Source organism: Catellatospora sp. TT07R-123, assembly GCF_018327705.1.
Lineage (GTDB): Bacteria > Actinomycetota > Actinomycetes > Mycobacteriales > Micromonosporaceae > Catellatospora.
This window is the reverse complement of record NZ_BNEM01000001.1, coordinates 716,057-733,952: the sequence shown is the minus strand read 5'-3', so window position 1 is coordinate 733,952 and position 17,896 is coordinate 716,057. Positions and strand designations below refer to the sequence as shown.

The 17,896-nt window shown below is 67.8% G+C and carries 16 protein-coding genes and 2 pseudogenes; 5 read left to right on the top strand and 13 right to left on the bottom strand.

The annotated features are described in order from the left end of the window. Positions 1 to 57: 57 nt before the first annotated feature. Together Cs7R123_RS03060 and Cs7R123_RS03055 are read right to left on the bottom strand one after the other, a co-directional pair. Positions 58 to 1,707 (bottom strand): bifunctional diguanylate cyclase/phosphodiesterase, encoded by a 1,650-nt coding sequence (locus tag Cs7R123_RS03060; protein WP_244871948.1) that lies wholly within the window; start codon positions 1,705 to 1,707, stop codon positions 58 to 60. Positions 1,708 to 1,992: 285 nt separating this feature from the next. Next, entirely contained in the window at positions 1,993 to 2,700 is a 708-nt protein-coding gene (locus Cs7R123_RS03055; RefSeq protein WP_212823260.1) for a GAF and ANTAR domain-containing protein, read from the bottom strand. A 59-nt stretch (positions 2,701 to 2,759) separates the two neighbouring features. Here Cs7R123_RS03055 and Cs7R123_RS03050 point away from each other — a divergent pair, with 59 nt between their 5' ends. After that, positions 2,760 to 3,182 carry an RNA-guided endonuclease TnpB family protein gene (locus Cs7R123_RS03050; protein WP_212823259.1) on the top strand — a complete coding sequence of 141 codons (423 nt, stop codon included), beginning with the start codon at positions 2,760 to 2,762 and terminating at the stop codon, positions 3,180 to 3,182. 13 nt (positions 3,183 to 3,195) lie between these two features. Here Cs7R123_RS03050 and Cs7R123_RS03045 read toward each other — a convergent pair whose 3' ends face one another. The 8 genes and pseudogenes from Cs7R123_RS03045 to Cs7R123_RS03010 all read right to left on the bottom strand — a co-directional run bounded on the left by Cs7R123_RS03045 (position 3,196) and on the right by Cs7R123_RS03010 (position 12,077). Beyond that, positions 3,196 to 4,083, bottom strand: coding sequence for a GAF and ANTAR domain-containing protein (locus tag Cs7R123_RS03045; protein ID WP_212823258.1), 888 nt, complete (start codon positions 4,081 to 4,083; stop codon positions 3,196 to 3,198). 92 nt (positions 4,084 to 4,175) lie between these two features. Further along, entirely contained in the window at positions 4,176 to 6,020 is a 1,845-nt protein-coding gene (locus Cs7R123_RS03040; protein WP_244871569.1) for a CheR family methyltransferase, read from the bottom strand. Positions 6,021 to 6,040: 20 nt separating this feature from the next. Continuing rightward, positions 6,041 to 6,658: a chemotaxis protein CheB gene (locus Cs7R123_RS03035; RefSeq protein WP_212823254.1), complete on the bottom strand. Its 618-nt coding sequence runs from the start codon at positions 6,656 to 6,658 to the stop codon at positions 6,041 to 6,043. A 268-nt stretch (positions 6,659 to 6,926) separates the two neighbouring features. Beyond that, a complete protein-coding gene (locus tag Cs7R123_RS03030; protein ID WP_212823252.1) occupies positions 6,927 to 8,057 on the bottom strand; it encodes a cation:proton antiporter in 1,131 nt (376 codons plus the stop codon). A gap of 38 nt (positions 8,058 to 8,095) precedes the next feature. Next, positions 8,096 to 8,968: a slipin family protein gene (locus Cs7R123_RS03025; protein ID WP_244871947.1), complete on the bottom strand. Its 873-nt coding sequence runs from the start codon at positions 8,966 to 8,968 to the stop codon at positions 8,096 to 8,098. An 840-nt stretch (positions 8,969 to 9,808) separates the two neighbouring features. Next, a complete protein-coding gene (locus tag Cs7R123_RS03020) occupies positions 9,809 to 10,636 on the bottom strand; it encodes a class II glutamine amidotransferase (RefSeq protein ID WP_212823248.1) in 828 nt (275 codons plus the stop codon). Between the two features lie 24 nt (positions 10,637 to 10,660). Next, positions 10,661 to 11,278, bottom strand: a pseudogene (locus Cs7R123_RS03015) (pyridoxal-dependent decarboxylase); the annotation flags it as partial. A gap of 370 nt (positions 11,279 to 11,648) precedes the next feature. Further along, positions 11,649 to 12,077, bottom strand: a complete 429-nt coding sequence (locus Cs7R123_RS03010) for a TRIC cation channel family protein (protein ID WP_244871946.1) — start codon at positions 12,075 to 12,077, stop codon at positions 11,649 to 11,651. A gap of 390 nt (positions 12,078 to 12,467) precedes the next feature. On the opposite strand from Cs7R123_RS03010, the gene Cs7R123_RS03005 reads away from it, so the two are divergent. Then, entirely contained in the window at positions 12,468 to 13,304 is an 837-nt protein-coding gene (locus tag Cs7R123_RS03005) for a C40 family peptidase (protein ID WP_212823245.1), read from the top strand. 103 nt (positions 13,305 to 13,407) lie between these two features. Here Cs7R123_RS03005 and Cs7R123_RS03000 read toward each other — a convergent pair whose 3' ends face one another. Continuing rightward, positions 13,408 to 13,626 carry a DDE-type integrase/transposase/recombinase gene (locus Cs7R123_RS03000; protein ID WP_212823244.1) on the bottom strand — a complete coding sequence of 73 codons (219 nt, stop codon included), beginning with the start codon at positions 13,624 to 13,626 and terminating at the stop codon, positions 13,408 to 13,410. A gap of 458 nt (positions 13,627 to 14,084) precedes the next feature. Between Cs7R123_RS03000 and Cs7R123_RS02995 the strand changes: the two genes are divergently transcribed. Both Cs7R123_RS02995 and Cs7R123_RS02990 read left to right on the top strand, forming a co-directional pair. Next, positions 14,085 to 15,074, top strand: coding sequence for an alpha/beta fold hydrolase (locus Cs7R123_RS02995; RefSeq protein WP_212823243.1), 990 nt, complete (start codon positions 14,085 to 14,087; stop codon positions 15,072 to 15,074). A gap of 144 nt (positions 15,075 to 15,218) precedes the next feature. Beyond that, positions 15,219 to 15,647 carry an OsmC family peroxiredoxin gene (locus Cs7R123_RS02990; protein WP_212823242.1) on the top strand — a complete coding sequence of 143 codons (429 nt, stop codon included), beginning with the start codon at positions 15,219 to 15,221 and terminating at the stop codon, positions 15,645 to 15,647. Positions 15,648 to 15,826: 179 nt separating this feature from the next. On the opposite strand, the pseudogene Cs7R123_RS02985 reads toward Cs7R123_RS02990, so the two are convergent. Together Cs7R123_RS02985 and Cs7R123_RS02980 are read right to left on the bottom strand one after the other, a co-directional pair. Further along, a pseudogene (locus tag Cs7R123_RS02985) lies at positions 15,827 to 16,201 on the bottom strand (NAD(P)H-dependent oxidoreductase); the annotation flags it as partial. 250 nt (positions 16,202 to 16,451) lie between these two features. Beyond that, entirely contained in the window at positions 16,452 to 16,949 is a 498-nt protein-coding gene (locus tag Cs7R123_RS02980; RefSeq protein ID WP_244871567.1) for a MarR family transcriptional regulator, read from the bottom strand. Between the two features lie 25 nt (positions 16,950 to 16,974). Here Cs7R123_RS02980 and Cs7R123_RS02975 point away from each other — a divergent pair, with 25 nt between their 5' ends. Continuing rightward, the gene (locus tag Cs7R123_RS02975) at positions 16,975 to 17,799 is read left to right on the top strand and encodes an alpha/beta fold hydrolase (protein ID WP_212823241.1); all 825 of its coding nucleotides are present in this window, start codon (positions 16,975 to 16,977) and stop codon (positions 17,797 to 17,799) included. The last annotated feature ends 97 nt before the right edge of the window (positions 17,800 to 17,896 follow it).

Genomic DNA, 17,896 nt, shown 5'->3' with positions numbered 1-17,896 from the left:
CTCGATCAGATCCGGTTGAACACGGCCAGCACCCACTTCGGCACCGAGGCGTCTCGCTCAGGCGCCTGCGGCGATGACCGCCTCGATCTCCTCCGGACCGGTAGGCCGAGCGAAGTGCCAGCCTTGAGCCGAGTCGCAGCCGACCGATTGCAGCCATTCCGCTTGGACGGCATCCTCCACGCCCTCTGCGGTGACGGTCAGCCCGAGCACATGCGCGAGTGAGATGATCGCTGCCAGAATCTCGGCAGTCGTGACGTCGACGCCCCCTTCTGCAGGGCAGAGGCAGGCCACGAAAGAGCGATCGATCTTGATCATGCTCGCAGGCAATTGATGCAGGTAGGACAGGTTGCTGTATCCCGTCCCGAAGTCGTCGATGACGATGGACACACCCAGATCGACGAGGCGATGAAGCGTGAGGACCGACCGGCCGTCGGGATGGACGATCGTCCCTTCGGTGATTTCCAACCGGAGTCGGGACGCAGGCAGACCGGTTTCCTCGAGTACGGCGGTCACCTCACGGACCACATCGGAGTCGTAGAGCTGGCGAGACGTGACATTCACGCTCACGAACGGCGGGTTCGGGCTGAGCTGGCGCCACCGTGCGGCCTCACCGCATGCTTGGGCCAGGACTGCCTTGCCCAACTGCACGATCGTGCCGCTCTCCTCTGCGAGGTCGATGAACTGGTCCGGGCTGAGCAGGCCCAGCGTCGGGTGACGCCACCGTACGAGTGCTTCGGCCCCAGCGATGACGCCGTCGGCAAGCGAGATGATCGGTTGATACTCGAGATAAAGTTCGCCTCGAGCGATGGCTGCCGGCATCGCCGCGGCTAGCGCGCGCCGAGCCATCGCCTCATCGTTTCGGTCGCTGTCGAAGAGGACCCAGCGTCCGCGGCCCTCGCTCTTCGCCCAACCGAGACTGGTGCCGGCAGCTCGCACCATCCGGGCTGGGTCTGCGCGGGCGGCTGGGCGTTCCACCACCCCTATGCTGGCCGAGACCGTCAGATCGTGGCCGTTCGCGCTGATCGGTTCGGAGATCGCGGCGAGAACCACGTCGGCCAACGCGGTCGCCTCACCACCACCTGCCGTGTCCTCCAGCAACACCGCGAACTCGTCACCGCCCAATCGGGCCACAAACCGTCCTGGGATGCGCTCGGTGAGCCTGCGTGCAAGGACTACGAGCAGGCGGTCGCCGACCTCGCGGCCAAACCGGTCGTTGACGTCCTCGAAGTAGTCCAGGTTGATGAGGCAGACCGCCAGGCGGCGCTGCGGGTCGTCCCTCCGCTCCAATTCGTCCGGCTCGATCGCGACGGCCAGCCGCTCAGCGAACATAAGCCGGTTGGGCAGGCCGGTGAGGAGATCATAGGTACCTTTGCGGTCGTCGCCCTCGAGGCCATCGCCGGAAAGTGCCAGCCGATCCCGCCCCCGCAACGGCGTCTGGCCTGGAAATGACGCGAGCATCACGCCACGAACACGTGCACGCAGGCGTGCCAGGTGCGACGCCTGAATGCCAGCCGAGATGAGGTGCCGTGTCTGCATCTGACGATTGGCGAGCGCCGCGTGCGCGTGGAACTGCTGCAACGCTGGTGAGCCGATCGTCGCGAGTTGTTCATGCCGCGCCGCTATCTCAGCGGAGCGCATCGCCCGTCGGCGCTCCGCGGCGACTATACGGACCGCCCGATCGATCCCGTCGTGCGTCGTGGTCGGCATTGCCACCTCCCAACTTTACCTGAATCACCCGGCTGTATGGCTATCGACAGCTCCATCACCTTTCGCCGGCTATGAGTGGTTCGAAGACGATGTCAGCCCCCACGCATACCTTGAGCCGACTGATCCGGGCTGAGTCGGGCGTCCTGTTGGCGGCGTGGCAGGCGGCGCCGGTTCTCGTCCTGGACAGGCGTCGAGGACGAGAGTCCGGCGAGGAATCCTCGTCCCAGCGGGGAGAACGGAACGCCGACCACAGGGCCGGATTTCCCAGCGCCACGCCGACGATTGTCAGCTCCGTCTGCCGAGACGTTGCTGGTTGGGCTCCGGGGTGTGGCCGGGGATTGACATACCGCCGCTGAGGACGCGTTGGGCGACGACATGCAGCTTCGAGTTGTTGCTGCGGGCATGGCCGCGCAGCAGGCTAAACGCCTCGTCCATGGTGATGCCGAGGCGACCGGCGAGGATGCCCTTCGCCTGCTCGATCAGGATTCTGCTGGTCAGAGCGGCCTGCAGCTGGGCCGAAGTGTTCTCGTGGTGGCGGATGGTGCGTTGGTTGAGCAGCCCGATCGTCGCCGCCTCGGCCAACGATCGCGCGAGTTGGAGCGTTTCGGTGCTGGGGTTGCGGCCGCTGCTCAGCAGAGTCAGAGCCCCGATCGTGTCGTCGTGACCTCGCATCGGGACCGCATGCAGTGTTGTGGTTCCGGTCGTGCGAACGACGTCTGCCAGACTAGGCCAGCGGATGGCGAGATCTGAGACGGCGGGGCACGAGACTGGTAGGCCGGTCCGATGGCATTCGATGCTCGGACCGGTGCCGTGGGCGGTTTCGAAGCGGCCCACGAGCTCGGCCGGCCCCGCGCTGGAGGCCGCGAGTTCAAGCGTGCCGACCTGGTCGGCGAGCAGCAGTCCCGCCGAGCCCACGTCGAGCATCGCGACGCAGCCGGTGACGAACGTGCGCACGAAGACCGCGACGTCGAAGTCCGCGCCGAGGGTGTCCATGAGCGCGATGAGGAACGTATGAGACTCCCGGGTGGCGGTCGCCGTCGGCACGTCGGGAGGTGAGCTCGTCATCAGATTCCTTCCGTGGATACTCGGCCGTAAGCAACATTCTCAAGAACCACCGCCTGGCCCGCGCCATCAGCGACGCGGCCTGGCGGCAGTTGCGCACCATGCTGGAGTACAAGACGGCCTGGCACGGCCGGGACCTGATCGTCGTGGACCGCTGGTTCCCGTCCACCCGACTCTGCTCGGCCTGCGGCACGCTCGCACAACGGATGCCGCTGGACGTGCGGGAGTGGACCTGTCGATGCGGCAGTACGCACGACCGCGACGTCAACGCGGCCCGCAACATCCTGGCCGCCGGACTGGCGGTGACAGCCTGCGGAGACGGCGTAAGACCTCAACGAGAATCCTCTCGGACGGGGCAGTCGTCGGCGAAACAGGAACGCCCGAGGGCGACCAAGGGAATCCCCGTCCTTTAGGGCGGGGAGGATGTCAAGCCAGCCACAATCTGTGTTCGACAATGTCTGATGCGATCGACTCGATGGGTCTGTCCTCGGCGAACGCCCGCGCTCTGATCAGCGCGAGGGCGTCGGGGATGGAGGTGGCGTGCTGGACGGACACGACGCCCGTGGCCTGATGGACGACGGCCCGGTGATCCGCTTCGGCCAGAAGCGCGCCAGGATCGGCGTCCTCATCCGCGCAATTCGGATCATCGTCGGGCAACATCATCGTCGCCACGGTCTGTGCGACCAGTCGCAGACCCTCGAGGTTGTCGTGCCGGTGCGGATCGAACAGGGTGAGTGCTCCGAGCGGCATTCCAGTCAGTTGCACCGGCACCGCGGCCACGGAGCGGATGCCGAGGCGTTGGACTGCGGGCCCGTAGCTCGGCCAGCGATGGCAGAGACGATTCCCGGCGGCCGTGACAGCGCGGCGTTGTGCCACAGTGTCTCGCGCCGGGCCCTGCCCGAGGGTGAACTCGATGTCCTGGGCGGCCTTGGCTGTACTGTCCGAGACAACCGTCAGGGTCTCGACGAGCCCTGGGCCGAAGAGCGTCAACGCGGCGCTGTCCGCGTTGGCCGCCTCGGCCACGCTGGTCATGAACCTGGGCAGCGTGTGGTGGCGTTCGGGGGTGTCCGTCAGGACACGCAGCCGGTTGGCGTGCGAGGTGTGCATGGCGGCGGCGGCGTCGTGCAGGCGTTGCACCTGGCGATGCATCGTGGCCATCTTGAGGTGGAACTCCCTCAACAGCGACGGGTCCGTCAGCAATAGCCCTTCGTGTCGCTCGGCGATGTCGGCCGCGCGCTCGGCTCGCTGGCGTTCCGCCTCCGCGCGCGCCAGGGCTTTGTGCAATGCGCGGTTGGCCTCGGCGGACGCGGTCATATGTTGAGCGTACGCGTTGCCAGCGGGCGCGCGTGGGTCCCGAGCCAGGCGGCCACGTCGGCGGTGACCTACCGGCGGCGAGGCCGAGGCTGTCAACCTCGGCGGATCTCCTCCATGAGCAAGACAACGCCTTCGCCTTGTTCGTGGATTTCGAGCGGGGAGCAGGTGACAGAGCAGGTGATGCTGCGGCCGATGCGGTTGACCGCCCCGAGTTCGGCGGGGCCGGTCCGCTGCTTCGTCGCACGGCACTGGTCCACGAGCGCTCGGAGGTCGGCGACGGCCAGGCCGAAGTCGAGGCCGAAAAAGGGCTTGTCGGTGACCTCATTGCTACGCAGGCCCCACAGTTCCTCGGCCCCCCGGTTCCAGCTGCGTACCCGCAGCAGCGAGTCGAGTACGACGATGCCGTCGACGATGCCGGCCAGGACGCCGGCCAGGAAGCTGCGCGCCTCGTCGAGTTCGGCGGTGCGGATGCGCATCTCCTCGTTCATGGTTTCGAGTTCCTCGTTGCCGGACTCGAGTTCCTCGTTGGTGGTCTCCAGCTCCTCATTTGTCGACTGCAGTTCCTCGTTGGTGGTCTCGAGTTCCTCGATGCTGGACTGGAGTTCCTCGTTGGTGGTCTCCAGCTCCTCATTGGTCGACTGGAGCGTCTCGTATGCCTTCTCGAGGTCTTGCCGTACCCGCTGGACCTCGTTTTGCAGCTGGGTCGCCGTCGTCGTGTCGACGAACGTCAACGCCATCCCGGCCGGGCGTCCCTCGTTGCCGAAGAGCGGCTGGACAAGAACGTCGATGTACTGGATGTCACCGTTGGCCAGCCTGCGCTCGGCGGCGGTCACGCGCACGTGGCGCCGCTCGAGTTCGGCCTTTTCCATCAGCGAGCGCAGCTCGACAGGGCGGTAGGAGAACTCGAGATCGCGAAATGGTCTGTTCAGATCGGGGGGGCTGAGGGCGAACATATCCCGTGCCTGGTCGTTGAACATCGCTATCGTTCCGTCGGCGTCGATCAGGATGATCGCGTTGGGAGCCGCCTCCAGAGTCAAGTCGCGCAGCATGCGTCTGCGGCCGGCGTCGCGCAGCTCAGGTCCGGCGGACGCCTGCAGCTGCGGTGGCGCTGGATAGTGCTGCGTGCTGGCGGCTCCAGGCCGGCGCCGGAAGACACGCTGGCGCATGCTGACCGCTTCGAACCGGTTGCCCTCGGACAGCAGCATCTCGGCCTTGCCGAGAAAGAGATGGCAGCCTTCCCCGAGCGCGAAATGGAACCGGTCGATGATCTGGGTCTGCGCCTCGATATTGAAATACATCAGCGTGTTGCGGCAGACCAGTAGGTCCAGTCGGGAGATCGGCGCGTCGCGGGTGATGTCGTGGCGACCGAAGATCACCCGGCGGCGCAGATCGCTGCGGAACGTGTACTGGTGACCATCGGCCTCGAAGTATCTGTCACGCAGCTCATGGGACAACGGCTCGAGAGACTTCGCCGAGTACTGGGCGCTGCGCGCCTCGCGCAGGGCATCCGCGTCGACGTCCGTGCCGTAGATCTTCACCCGCCTGGCGCACTCCTCGACGCCGAGCACCTCCGCGAACAGGATCGCCAGCGAATACGGCTCCTCCCCGCTCGAACACCCGGCGCTCCACACCCGGATCTCCTCGTCGGGGCCGCGCGCCGCTATCAGCTCTGGGAGGATCTCGCGCTGCAGGTAGGTCCAGCATTCGGTGTCGCGGAAGAAGCTGGTGACATTGATCAGAATCGTGTTGAACAGCGCACGGAACTCGGCCACGTCGGTCTCGAGCAGATCTCGGTAGTCGGCGAAGTTCCTGACGGCGGCGTCGCTCATCCGCTTGCGGATCCGCCGCGCCAGCGACGACCTCTTGTAGCCGGTGAAGTCAAACCCGCGGGCGTCGCGGATGAAGATCAACAACTCTTCGAGTCCGTCGTCGGCCACCGCCGCTGACGGTGGCTGTGTCATCGCGCCCCCACTCCGACCAGGTCGCGGATGAGGGCTCCGATCTCACTTAGGGGGAGCACGAAATCGGCCGGGCCGGTGGCGACGGCGGCGTCCGGCATTCCCGCGAAGTCCGCCGATGTCGGGTCCTGCACGATCACGGTGCCGCCGCGGGACTTGACGGCGCCCACCCCCATCGCGCCATCGCGGCCGGTCCCGGTCAGCACGCATGCGATCGCCCGCGGACCGTACGCGCCGGCGACCGACTCGAACAACAGATCCGCCGACGGGCGCACGAAATGGACCAACTCGGTGTTGGTGAGCGTCAGCATGCCGGCGGAGTCGACCAGCAGATGGAGGTTGGGCGGCGCCACATAGATCGTCCCGGGCTGAATGTGCTCCTCGGACTCGGCGAGCTTCACCCGCAGCTTCGTCCTACGCCCCAGCACGTCGGCTATGACCGTTGCGTGACGCGGATCCAGGTGCTGAACCACGAGCACCGGAACCGGGAATCCGACCGGCAATTCCCCGAGAACCCTGCTCAGCGCGGTAATGCCACCCGCCGACGCGGCCAGCGCCACAATGTCATACCGCTCTTCGACGCCGCCCGACCTGGGTACGTCCTCGGACAGGCTCACCCCGACCTGCCTCTCTCGCTGATGCGAGGCCGCGTCCGCCGCAGCGGCGATGGCAACCCAGGCAACGCGCACCAACCTACACGCACACCGATTCTACAGGCACATCGACACCACCGAGGCGACTGGGCTATTCGCGGTCCCGTGTGGGAGCGGGACGGGTCCAGATCGCCCAGCGTCCGCAAGCGGGCATCAAGGAGCGCAGCGGCCCGCAGAGCCTTGACGCTCGCCAGGGCGCTGGGACGATGGACCCCGCCGGCTGGCGGCTCCTTCAGGCGAAGCCCGCGCGAACAGCCGATCGTGCGCATACCAGCGCCACCGCGATCGTTATCACGGCGGCGAGGAGTAGTGCTGCGGGCTCGCCGGCGCACAGCAGGTGGCGCTGTTCTCCGATGGTCGCCGCCGCCATGGGCACGCCCAGCTGGGCCGCGGCCAGTCCGGCGAAGGCGACGGGTTGGCCGAGAGTGCGCATGGCCAGGTGCGTCGCGGCCGCGCCGGCGCCGAGTGCCACGCCGAGCAGGATCATCGAAGGGTGCCGGAGCAGGTCGCCCATGCCGATCGAGGCGCCGAGCCAGACGAAGAACAGCGGGCCCAGGAAGCCGTCGGCGACAGCGAACAGCTGCCGGGCCAGCCGTCGGGGCTCGCCGATCGCGGCGACCACCAGTCCGAAGGCGAAGCCGGCGAGCATGACTGAGACGTGCGCGTGCACGGCCAGCGCCGCCAGGGTGAACAGGATCGCCAGGCTGGTCCGCAGCTCGATGGCGAATTTGCGCTCCTGCGACACCCGGTGCGCCCGTGCGCGCAGGCCGGATTCCTCGAGCCGGCGCAGGATCAGGTAGAGCGCGGTGGCGCATCCGCTCACCACGACCAGGCCCAGCCCCGCGCTGCCGGCCTGTGCGGGGTCGACTGCCAGCGGCAGCAGTACGATGCATGCGGTGTCGGCGACGGCGACCTGCGGCAGCATTTGCAGCACCGGCGTTCCGCACAGTTTCAGGTCCGAGACGACGGGTAGGACGAACGCCGCCGACGACGATGCCATCAGCACCGCGTACAAGCCGGCGTGACCGGTGCCGAAGGACCGCGCCACCACGTACGCGGCCACCACGGCGAGGGCGCCCACCGCGGCGGCGCGCATGAGCCCGACCCGCAGGGTGCCGTGCAGGCGCAGTTCACGCACCGGCACGTGTGAGCCTGCCACGAACATGACCAGTGCGAAGCCGATGTCGGCCAGGAAGGCGAACGTCGGATCCCGCGGATCGAGCAGGCCGACGCCGCTGGTGCCGAGGGCCATCCCGGCGAGGAGTTCACCCAGGACGACGGGGAGGCGCCAGTTTCGGCGCAGCGCGACAAGCGGGCCGAGAACGGCCGCGATCGAGATCAGCGCGAGTATGGCGAAGCTCAACGTCCGTGCCTCTGCTGGCGTAGGCCCGAGAGCAGGAATCAGTGAGGCGTCCCGGCTGCGTCCGGCGCCTGTCGCGGTGTGCCGGCCATGGCTGCCTGGTAGGCCGTGGGGGACGGCGTGGCCGGTCTTCCGGCAGCGGCTACCGGTGGCGGCGCTGTCGGCGCCGGAGGCGGGATCCTCGCTGCTGCGGCCTCCCGTGCGAGGAAGGTGCCGAGTTCGCCGATCGTACTCATCAGCGGAGACGGGAAGACGACGGTGCTGTTCTTGTCGACGGCGATCTCGACCAGGCTCTGCAGGTTGCGTAACTGCAGGGCGAGCGGGTGCGCCATCATGATGTCGGCGGCGGCGCCGAGCGCGTCGGCGGCCAGTACCTCCCCCTCCGCGCCGATGATCTTTGCTCGTTTCTCCCGCTCCGCCTCGGCCTGGCGGGCCATAGCCCGCTTCATGCTGTCGGGCAGTTGGATGTCCTTGAGTTCGACCAGGGTCACGATCACGCCCCAGTCCTCGGTGGTGCCGTCGAGGATCTCGCGGATGCCGACGTTGATGCGGTCGGTCTCGGCCAGCGTCTCGTCGAGGGTGTGCTGACCGACGACTTTGCGCAGGGTGGTCTGGGCGATCTGGTTGATGGCGACCTGCACGCTCTCAATCGCCACCACCGACTTGACCGCATCGGCGACGCGGAAGTACGCGACCGCCGACACGTCGACGCTCACGTTGTCCCGGGTGATGATGCCCTGGGACTGGATGGGCATGGTGATGACGCGCATGCTCACTCGGCGCAGGACGTCGATAACCGGGATGATGAGGTTCAAGCCGGGCTTGCGAACGCCGACGACACGTCCGAGCCGGAACAGCACGCCCTGCTCGTACTGCTTAACGACACGGATGCTGAGCGCGGCCGACAGCAGCACGAGCAAGACGATGACGGTGACGATGAGCCATGAGGGCCACATGAATGTTCCCCTCCCGAGGGCCCGGGGTCACACCCCGCCAGGGGCGCGCAACGGTCGTCGCGACCAGCGGTTCGCGGGCTAGCGCAGACATCCTCAACCGCTCATCCGCCGACGGCGGATGCGACAGTCCCCGGGTAACGACTCAACTCTACCTCTGTCGGCATGACAGGTTGCGTTCCGGACCGCGCCGTCGACCACTTCCGCTCGGCGGCCCCCGACGACCGACGCTGCCTGCTGTTCAACCCGATGACCAAGATGAAGGTCACCACCGAGGGCGAGCGGGTCGTCGACCTGCTGTGGGACGTGCTCGCCGCGAAGGGCTTCGAGGCCGACACCTTACTTCGACAAGGCAGCCAAGGACATCCGCGGCCTGCCGAAGCTCGAGGGCACCGTCCACGTCAACCTCGTGCTGATCCTGAAGTTCATGCCGAACTACCTGTTCCACCCGGCCGACTTCGCGCCCGTGCCGACCCGCCAGGACCCCGCCGACGACGAGTTCCTGTTCCGGCAGGGGCCGGCCCGGGGCCTGGGCGCGGTCCGGTTCCACGACTGGCGCACCGCGTACGACCGAACTGCACGGCAAGGCGGCCACCACGCAGGCGCAGGCAGCCTGGGCCGTGGCGCACCTGCGCCGCCCGGTCGTGGAAGCGTCGCGCACCGCCGCCGTCTGGGCGCAGGTCGAAGCGCTGGCCGGCGCGTAAGAGATGCAAGCGTACGAAGCCGGCCAGGGGTGCTCATGGGCCGGTGCGCCACGGCAGGTGACCTGGGCGCAGTCGGCTGCAGTCCGCAGTGGCCGTGTCACGGCCACTGCGGCCGGAAGGACGTGATGACGTCGGCGCCCGCCTGGATGACGCCGTAGGTGGACTCCGGCACCGCGTTCCACGCTCCGGGTAGGTCGCCGAGCGGTTCGGAGACGATGAGCCGGCTCTCGTCCGAGACATGCTGCAGCACGGTGACGTCAGGGTGAAGCCCGCGCAGCGTGGCGACGTTGGTGCTGTAGAAGAGCGAGCGGGAGTCGCCGATGGAGGAGTAGCGGAACGCCCACACCCGTATCCCGTCCGAGGCGGCGACCGTCATCTGGATCGGGTGTTCGATCCCGTGCTCCCGCCCGGTCTTCTCGACGAATCCGACCATGCGCGCCACCGCGCCCGGCGCATCGTCGCGCAGCCCGAAGGTGAGCGCGAGAAAGAACATCAGCTCCGAGTCGGTCGAGCCCTCGATGAACGGGTACAGCTGCGGGTCGACCTTCAGGACGAGGTCCCGTTTGACGGTGGGGAAGGCGGCGATGGAGCCGTTGTGCATCCACAGCCAGTTCCGGAACTGGAACGGGTGGCAGTTGCTCTCCTGGACGGGCGTACCGGTCGAGGCCCTGATGTGGGCTAGCGCGATCGGCGCCTGGATGTGTGCGGCGAGGTTGCGCAGGTTGCGGTTGTTCCAGGCGGGACCGATGCCGTGGAAGACGCCGGGGTCCGTCCCCGTGTACCAGCCGACGCCGAAGCCGTCGCCGTTGGTCGTCTCCACGCCGAGGGTGGAGTGCAGGCTCTGGTCGATCAGCGAATGCTTCGGCTTGTAGAGCAGGTCGTCCAGGAGCACGGGCGAGCCCGAGTAGGCGAGCCATCGACACATTGAGGCCTCCAGTCGGTGGTCGGGTCAGTGGTGGAACGCGGACGCCGCCTCAGGCCTGTGCTGCGGCCCGGATTGCGCGGCGAGTTCGGGCAGGAGCCGGTCGAGGTCGTCGAGCAGCAGGTCGGCGAGGTCGTGGGAGAAGCCGTTTCGTACCACGATCCGCAGCACGGCGAGGTCGGGGCGGTTCTGCGGGAACGTGTACGCGGGGACCAGCCAGCCCCGCTCGCGCAGCCGCCGGGAGACGTCGAGGAAGGGGGCGACCATGGCGCCGGAAGCCCCGTCGACATGCAGCGGGATGTTCCAGCCGGTGCGCTCCTGCAGGTCGTCGAGCGCCGCCGCGATCTCGGCGACGGGCTCGTAGCTGCCGTCGAACGTGGAGTCGAGGATCGCGACGACACCGATCGTGTTCTCGTCGCAGCGGGCGACCGCCTCCTGGGCCGAGAGGTGGAAGCGGTCGCCGTCCATCGGCACCAGCCGCGGCTCGACCTCCCAGTAGTTGCAGAACTTGTCCCAGCACACCTGCACGTTGACGCCCATGACGAGATTGGGCCTGTCCGTCGAGGTCCGCCCCCGGCTGACAGCCCAGCGTCGTTTGAGTGCCATTCCGGCGAGCATGCACGCCTCGCTGGAGCCGGTGGTGGAGCCGGGTTCGCCGCCGAGACCACGGTGTTTCCCGCGTGGCGTCTGGACCGGGCGCCTGGTCTTCTGCCCGCATGTAGTGCCATGAACGGCACCCCCCTAAGCCGTGCCGACAGGCTCCAGGCTAGGCGGGAGTGGCGCCGGGTCGGCTGGAATTCGCCGGTTTTGCTACCGGTTGACACCGATCGACGGCGGCCTCGCAGCCACCGAGATACCGCTGGGGTACGTCGAGGGCGAGGTACGCAAGGAGTTACACCGCCGTACGCCGTCGCCCACGCCGCAAACGTGAACGCTGGAACGTCCGTACGAGGGCGTCGGTGATCTCGACACCGGCCGCGCGGACCAGGTAGGCCCCAGCCGCATAGCCGATCGCTCACTCGTGCCCGGGCTGTGCTGCCGGCGGCTGCGCTTCCACGGCCAGGCCGAGGTCCTGCCGTTCGCGGTGCGACCGGTCGTGCAGGTTACGGCCCAGCAGCAGGTTTGGGTTGTGGGTGACGACTCGGCAGGCCCGGCGGCCAGCGGTCGCGCAGACGACTGCCACCAGCAGGATGCCGACCGCGGGCAGCGCCTCGGCGGCGGCCTTCTCCGCAGCCGCGACCGAGTACCAGGTCAGCGAGAACACCGTCAATAACTGGAAGAAGCCCTCTCGGAACAGTTGCGCCTCGTTGTAGGCGAGGTGGTAGCCGATGAATCCGAAGATCACGCTGAGGGTGATGTACGCCGGGTTGGTCAGCGCGGCCGGCACCACATTGAGCAGCGCGTCGTGGGTGACGCCGCCGCCGATGCCGCCGAGTAGTGCCATCAGGGTCACGCCGGGTCACCATGCATCACCACTGAATGAGCGACGGGGTCGTTCGTCACGCAGTCCCCTTCCTCGCTGATGCCTCGTACGCGAAACGGACTGGCGGCGGTCCGCGTGGATGGAACGACCTGCCGGTCCGGCACCAGGGGCCGCCACCAGCTCGCGATAGCCGATGTATGGGATTCACACACCACATCGGACGAACAAGTGAAGACCCCCGCCATGGAAGTCAAATAGATCGAAGTCTATCATCGCAGGGCGATAGAGATCGGTCGATCTGATTTGAGGCCCTACTCCTCACTCTGCGAGGTATCCATGGTTCCAGTCCCTCCCGCGCGGGCTCGTGCTCACCTGATCGCTACCGCCGTGCGCCTGGCCGCGGTGGTGGCGATGGCCACCGGCCTCCTGGCCGCCACCGGCAAGGTCCCGCCCGCGTCCGCCGCCACCTGCGGTGTCCTCTCCTCCGGCGCCGCTTCGCAGGCGCAGGCGGCGGTCACCAGGGCATGCGGCCTGATCGGCACGCCGTACTCCTGGGGCGGCGGGCACGGCCCGACGCCCGGCCCGTCCTACGGCATCTGCGACCCGTCCAACGGCGCGCCCAACGACTGCAACGTGCGCGGACTCGACTGCTCGGGCATGGTCCGCTACGCCTACTACCTGGCCGTCGGAGCCGACGTCATCCCCGGCACCAGCCGCGAGCAGTACCAGACCTCGCGGGCGGTCGCCCGGTTCACGGCCGGTCAGGGCACCGCTCCGCTGCTGCCCGGTGACCTGGTCTTCTTCGGGGGCACCGCGAGCACGATCCACCATGTCGCGATCTATCTGGGCCAGGGCCAGATCGTCGAGGCACCCTACTCCGGCGGGTACGTGCGGGTGACCGCCCTCTACAACCACGGCGACTACTACGGCGCTGTCCGCCTCTACGGCGGCGGGGGCACCACCACGCCCCCGCCGAGCAAGGTGTGGGTCGACACGTTCGCCAACGCCTCGGTCTACGCCTCGCCGACCTCCACCACCCCGACCGGCACCCTGTGGGCGGCGACCAACTACGTCTACTGCCGGGTCTGGGGCCGGGAAGTGCGCAACGGCTCCTCGTACAACCACTGGTGGCTGCTCACCGACCCCGACGTCGGCCCCGCCCGCCAGTACGTGTCCGCGTACTACCTCACCCGCTGGGGCAACGACGTGGCAAAGGACAACAACGGCAACGACATCCGCAACTGCTGACCACCGCCGGTGCGCCCCCGCCGTGCCGCTCCCGGCGGGGCGCACCGGCGCCGTTGCATTGCTGGGATCGATGGACGCGTTGAACCGGTGTCGTGTCCGTGGGTCAGATCGCCTTGGCGAGTTCGGCGAATGCAGCGGCGACCCGCCGGGCGGGTGGGATGTCGATGGCGAGTTCGTAGTGTCCGCGGCGTAGGTTCTGCATGAAGGCGTGCCCGGCGATGACGATCTGTGCCGTCTTCTCCGTTCGCAACCCACGCATCGATCTCAACCGGTGTTTGAGGCGGCTGTGATCGGCCTCGATCGGATTGTTCGCGTACTGCACGCTGGCCGCTCACCTCGACGCCGTTCATCGACGTGACCACCGGCGTCGGCGTCGTGATGAAAGCCTCCAAGCCGTCCTTACGGCACCGGTTGATCAGCGCGGAAGCTATGAAGCTGTCGAGCTCGTTGAACCCGTCGAAGGTCACCACGGCAACCTGCATAACCACTCCTCACGTACGGCATCCGATGCTCAGCCTGCCTGGCCTCGCCGCTTCGGAGCCAGAGCCAATCCGCCGGTGGCGGCCGTGTTGTCCCGCAGGCCGGCCCCGCAGCAGGTCAGAGGGCAGGCACTGGGACTCTGGGTCGCGTCGTCGGCGCAGGTCGAGTCGTTGCCTGACGTGCGAAGTCCCGGCCCCGGCATGGCGTCTACGGCGCATGACGACCGATGCGAGCCGTGCTATACGCCGGCTCGTCCTGCCATGGCGTGCTTCGCGATCACGCGGACTTCGAGGGGATCGTATGGCGGACGACGTCCAGCACAGGTACATCACGGTCAACGGCGTCAACCTGCACGTCGCCGAGCAGGGAACGGGCCCGCTGGTTCTACTGCTGCACGGATTCCCGGAGAGCTGGTACTCGTGGCGGCACCAGTTCGGCCCGCTGGCCGCGGCAGGATACCGAGTCGTCGCCCCTGACCAGCGTGGATACGCCCGCAGCGACCAGCCAGACGACGTACAGGCCTACAGCCTGTTCCATCTCGCCGGCGACGTCATCGGGCTCATCGACGCGCTCGGCGAGCAGACGGCGGTGCTCGTCGGCCACGACTGGGGCGCCCCGGTCGCCTGGGTGACCGCGATGCTGCGCCCGGACGTCGTACGCGCGGTGGCGGGCCTGAGCGTCCCGCCGGTCCTGCCCGCAGGGATGACTCCGCCGTCGGTCACCCGCAAAAGCTTCGGCGACGGCTACTACCAGGTCGTCTTCCAGCAGCCCGGGGTAGCTGACGCCATGCTGGCCCAAGACCCGGCGACCACGTTCCGCCGGTTACTGGCCGGCGCCTCGGGCGACAGCCCATCCAGCGATCCGCCCCGCCCATGGATCGTCCCCGACCAGGGCACGCTGCTGGACGTGATGCCTGACCCGATACGACTGCCGAACTGGCTCACCGAAGACGACATCGCGGCCTTCGTGGCCGACTACTCCCGCCACGGCGACCGAGCCTTCACCGGCGGCCTCAACTGGTACCGCAACATCGAACGCAACTGGGAACTGCTCGCGGCCTTCCGCGGCCGCCGGATCGAGGTGCCCGCGCTCTACCTCGCCGGAGACCGTGACATGGTCGTCGGCCTGCGCGGCGTCGAGGCCACCTTGAACACCGTAGAGCAGGCCGCGCCACGGCTGTGGCGCGCCCTGATCCTACCCGGCTGCGGCCACTGGACCCAGCAGGAACGCCCCAACGAAGTCAACCGGGAACTCGTGGACTTCCTTACCTGGCTGTCCACGACGCCATGAACGGCCCTTATCCGAGCGCCGCCTTCATCGGCGGTCACTTGTTGCGGTCTGCCGGGAAGGCTCCCGAGCGGGCACAGCCGCCGCGAGGACACCGGCGCGCCCGGGACCGGGGCGCTGCAGCGCCCCATCAGGTGAAGGAGTGAGATGCGCCCGGTAAGCGGCCACTCGGACTGGACTGGAACGCTCCAGGACGGTGCCGGAACAATCTTCACCACCAGCGCCACCCTCGACGCCGTGCCATACACGTACGCGAGCCGCTTCCAGGGGGCCGAGGGAGCATGCCCGGAAGAGCTGCTCGCGGCGGCATACGCTGCCTGCTACAACCAGGCCCTGTCCAACATCTCCGGCAAGGAAGGCTCCCAGATCGCCTCGGTGACCACCACAGCAGACGTGACAATGGGTGTCGATGACCGAGGTCCCGCGATCGTCGCCCTGCACCTCACCGTCGAGGCGAAGGCCCCCGGGATGTCACAGCAGATCTTCCAACACCTGGCCGAACAGGCTCGAATTCGCTGTGCGTTTTCGAAAGTGCTCGTCATCGAACCGACCATGACCGCGAAGCTGGCACCCTAATAGCGGCTGTGCAACCTCGTCGGCGACGGCCAACCACTATGGGCAGGCGAGGCTGTCAGCGCCGGCAGCGGCGGCCTCTCGGTCAGCAACTGCGCGCCGTCGGCGCGTAACGTTCCGTCCCGGCCCATCAGGCCCCATCGGCGTTCTCTGTGCAGGACGGCCAGGGCCGTATAGGCCCCTCAGTCCAGCAGTCTCCCGGCGATGATCGCCAGGCGCCTACCCTGGTAGCGCGCTGCGGCCGTGGCCGCAGCGTCGGGTTTGTTGCCCTGCGTGCCCGAGGCCCACGAGGTGCCGTACGGGTTGCCGCCGGAGGCGTACACGCTGTCGTCGGTGTAGCCGGGCCCGACGATGATGCAGCCCCAGTGGTAGAAGACGTTGTTGAGCGACAGGATCGTGCTTTCCATGCCGCCGTGCGCGTTGATCGTCGAGGTGAAGCTGGTGACCGGCTTGTCGGCGAGCTTGCCGGCGAGCCAGAGCCCGCCGGTGGTATCGAGGAACTGCTTGAGCTGGGCGGTGGTGTTGCCGAAACGGGTCGGAGTGCCGAACGCGTACGCGTTGGCCCACTCCCTACCCGCCTCGGCTCACGACAGCGCGCAGTGGGCCCGCGACCTCCTCGGGACACGCCCGACACGCCGCATCGCCACGAACTCAGACCGAACGCGACCATGAACAATAGCTAAACGATCCATCGCGACTGGCGGGTGTTGCGCAGGCATCCTGTGGCACCCGCCAGCGGCCCGATGGGCGCCCGCTTCCTGCCACTGCATTTATCGCGCCACGTGGTGTTCCAGCGGGGGAACTAGGTCATACCTGTACGGCACCGTGCATCGCCTGTAGGAATCGGCGGGCGGTGTCGAGTTCGTCGTCGGTGAAGGCCTGCATCGCGGTGACCATGCGCTCGATGAGGGGGCCGAAGAACATCCAGCCGAGTTCGACTGCGGACGGGTCGACGCTGAGCAACACCCGACGCCGGTCGGCAGCATCCCGTGATCGCCGGACATGCCCGAGCCGCGCCAGCCGATCGATGAGCGCCGTCGTCGAGGCGGAGTTGAGCCCGACCTGTGCGCCCAGCCAGCCGGGAGTCGCAGCGACGCCGGTCCGATCGGCGTCGAGCAGATGGATGAGGGCGCGGACATCCGTCGGGTGCAGACCATGGGTGCCGGCAAATCCTGCGCCGAGCAGGTCGAGGTCGACCGTCACGGCGCGAAGCAGGTGCACCAGTTGCATTTGCGGCAGCTGGGCGGTGGCTGGTGGGCGGCGGCTCATCGGGGTACTCTCTCGATCATCGATTATCTCGTTCATCGAGAGAATATCACTGAGGCTGAGGATGAGTGACGACTTCGTACACGCCTACACGGCATTGCTGGACCGGTGGCCCGCCGACCGCGCGGACCTCGATGTGCCGCACCGATTCGGCACGACCCGGGTATATCTGACCGGGCCGCCATCGGCGCCACCCGTGGTGCTGCTCGCCGGCGGCGGGGCGACCGCCGTGGTCTGGTGGGCCGTGGCCGGACGGCTCAGTGCGAGTTACCGGGTGTGCGTGGTGGAGATGACCGAGGACTTCACGACCACCCGGCCTGCCCGGACACCGGACGACCTGGCCGCCTGGTTCGGTGACGTCCTCGATGGGATTCACCTCGGCCCCGACGGCGCACAAGCCACCGTGGTCGGTCACTCCTACGGTGGATGGGTCGCCCTCAACGGTGCGCTGGCCCACCCGAAGCGTGTCGCGCGGCTCGTTCTGCTGGATCCGACGACCTGCTTCGGCGGCTTCTCCGCCGCCTACCTGATGCACGCGATGCCGTTCCTGCTCCGACCCACCGCACGTCGGCTCGACCGGCTGCTCGACTGGGAGACCGGCGGCATGGGCCTGGACCCGCTGTGGCGAACGGTCACGACGCAACGGGTGGGCCGCCCCAGCCCCAAGCTGGTCCTGCCGAAACGGCCGAAGCCGGCCGACCTGCGCCATCTCGAGGTGCCGGTCACACTCGTGCTGGCGAAGCGGAGCCGGGCGCATCGACCCGAGAGGATACGGGCGATGGCCGAATCCTGCCTGAGCCGACTCGACATCGTCGAGCTGCCGCACGCGACGCATCACAGCCTTCCGACCGAACACCCTGAAGAGATCGCCGCCATCGTCGACCGGTGACCACACCAGTCAACTCCGACTCCACTTGCCTTACTTTCGAATCCGGCACGCCCTTGGTCGACTTGGGTGATGCCAGAGCTCGAGATCGGGCCAGGTT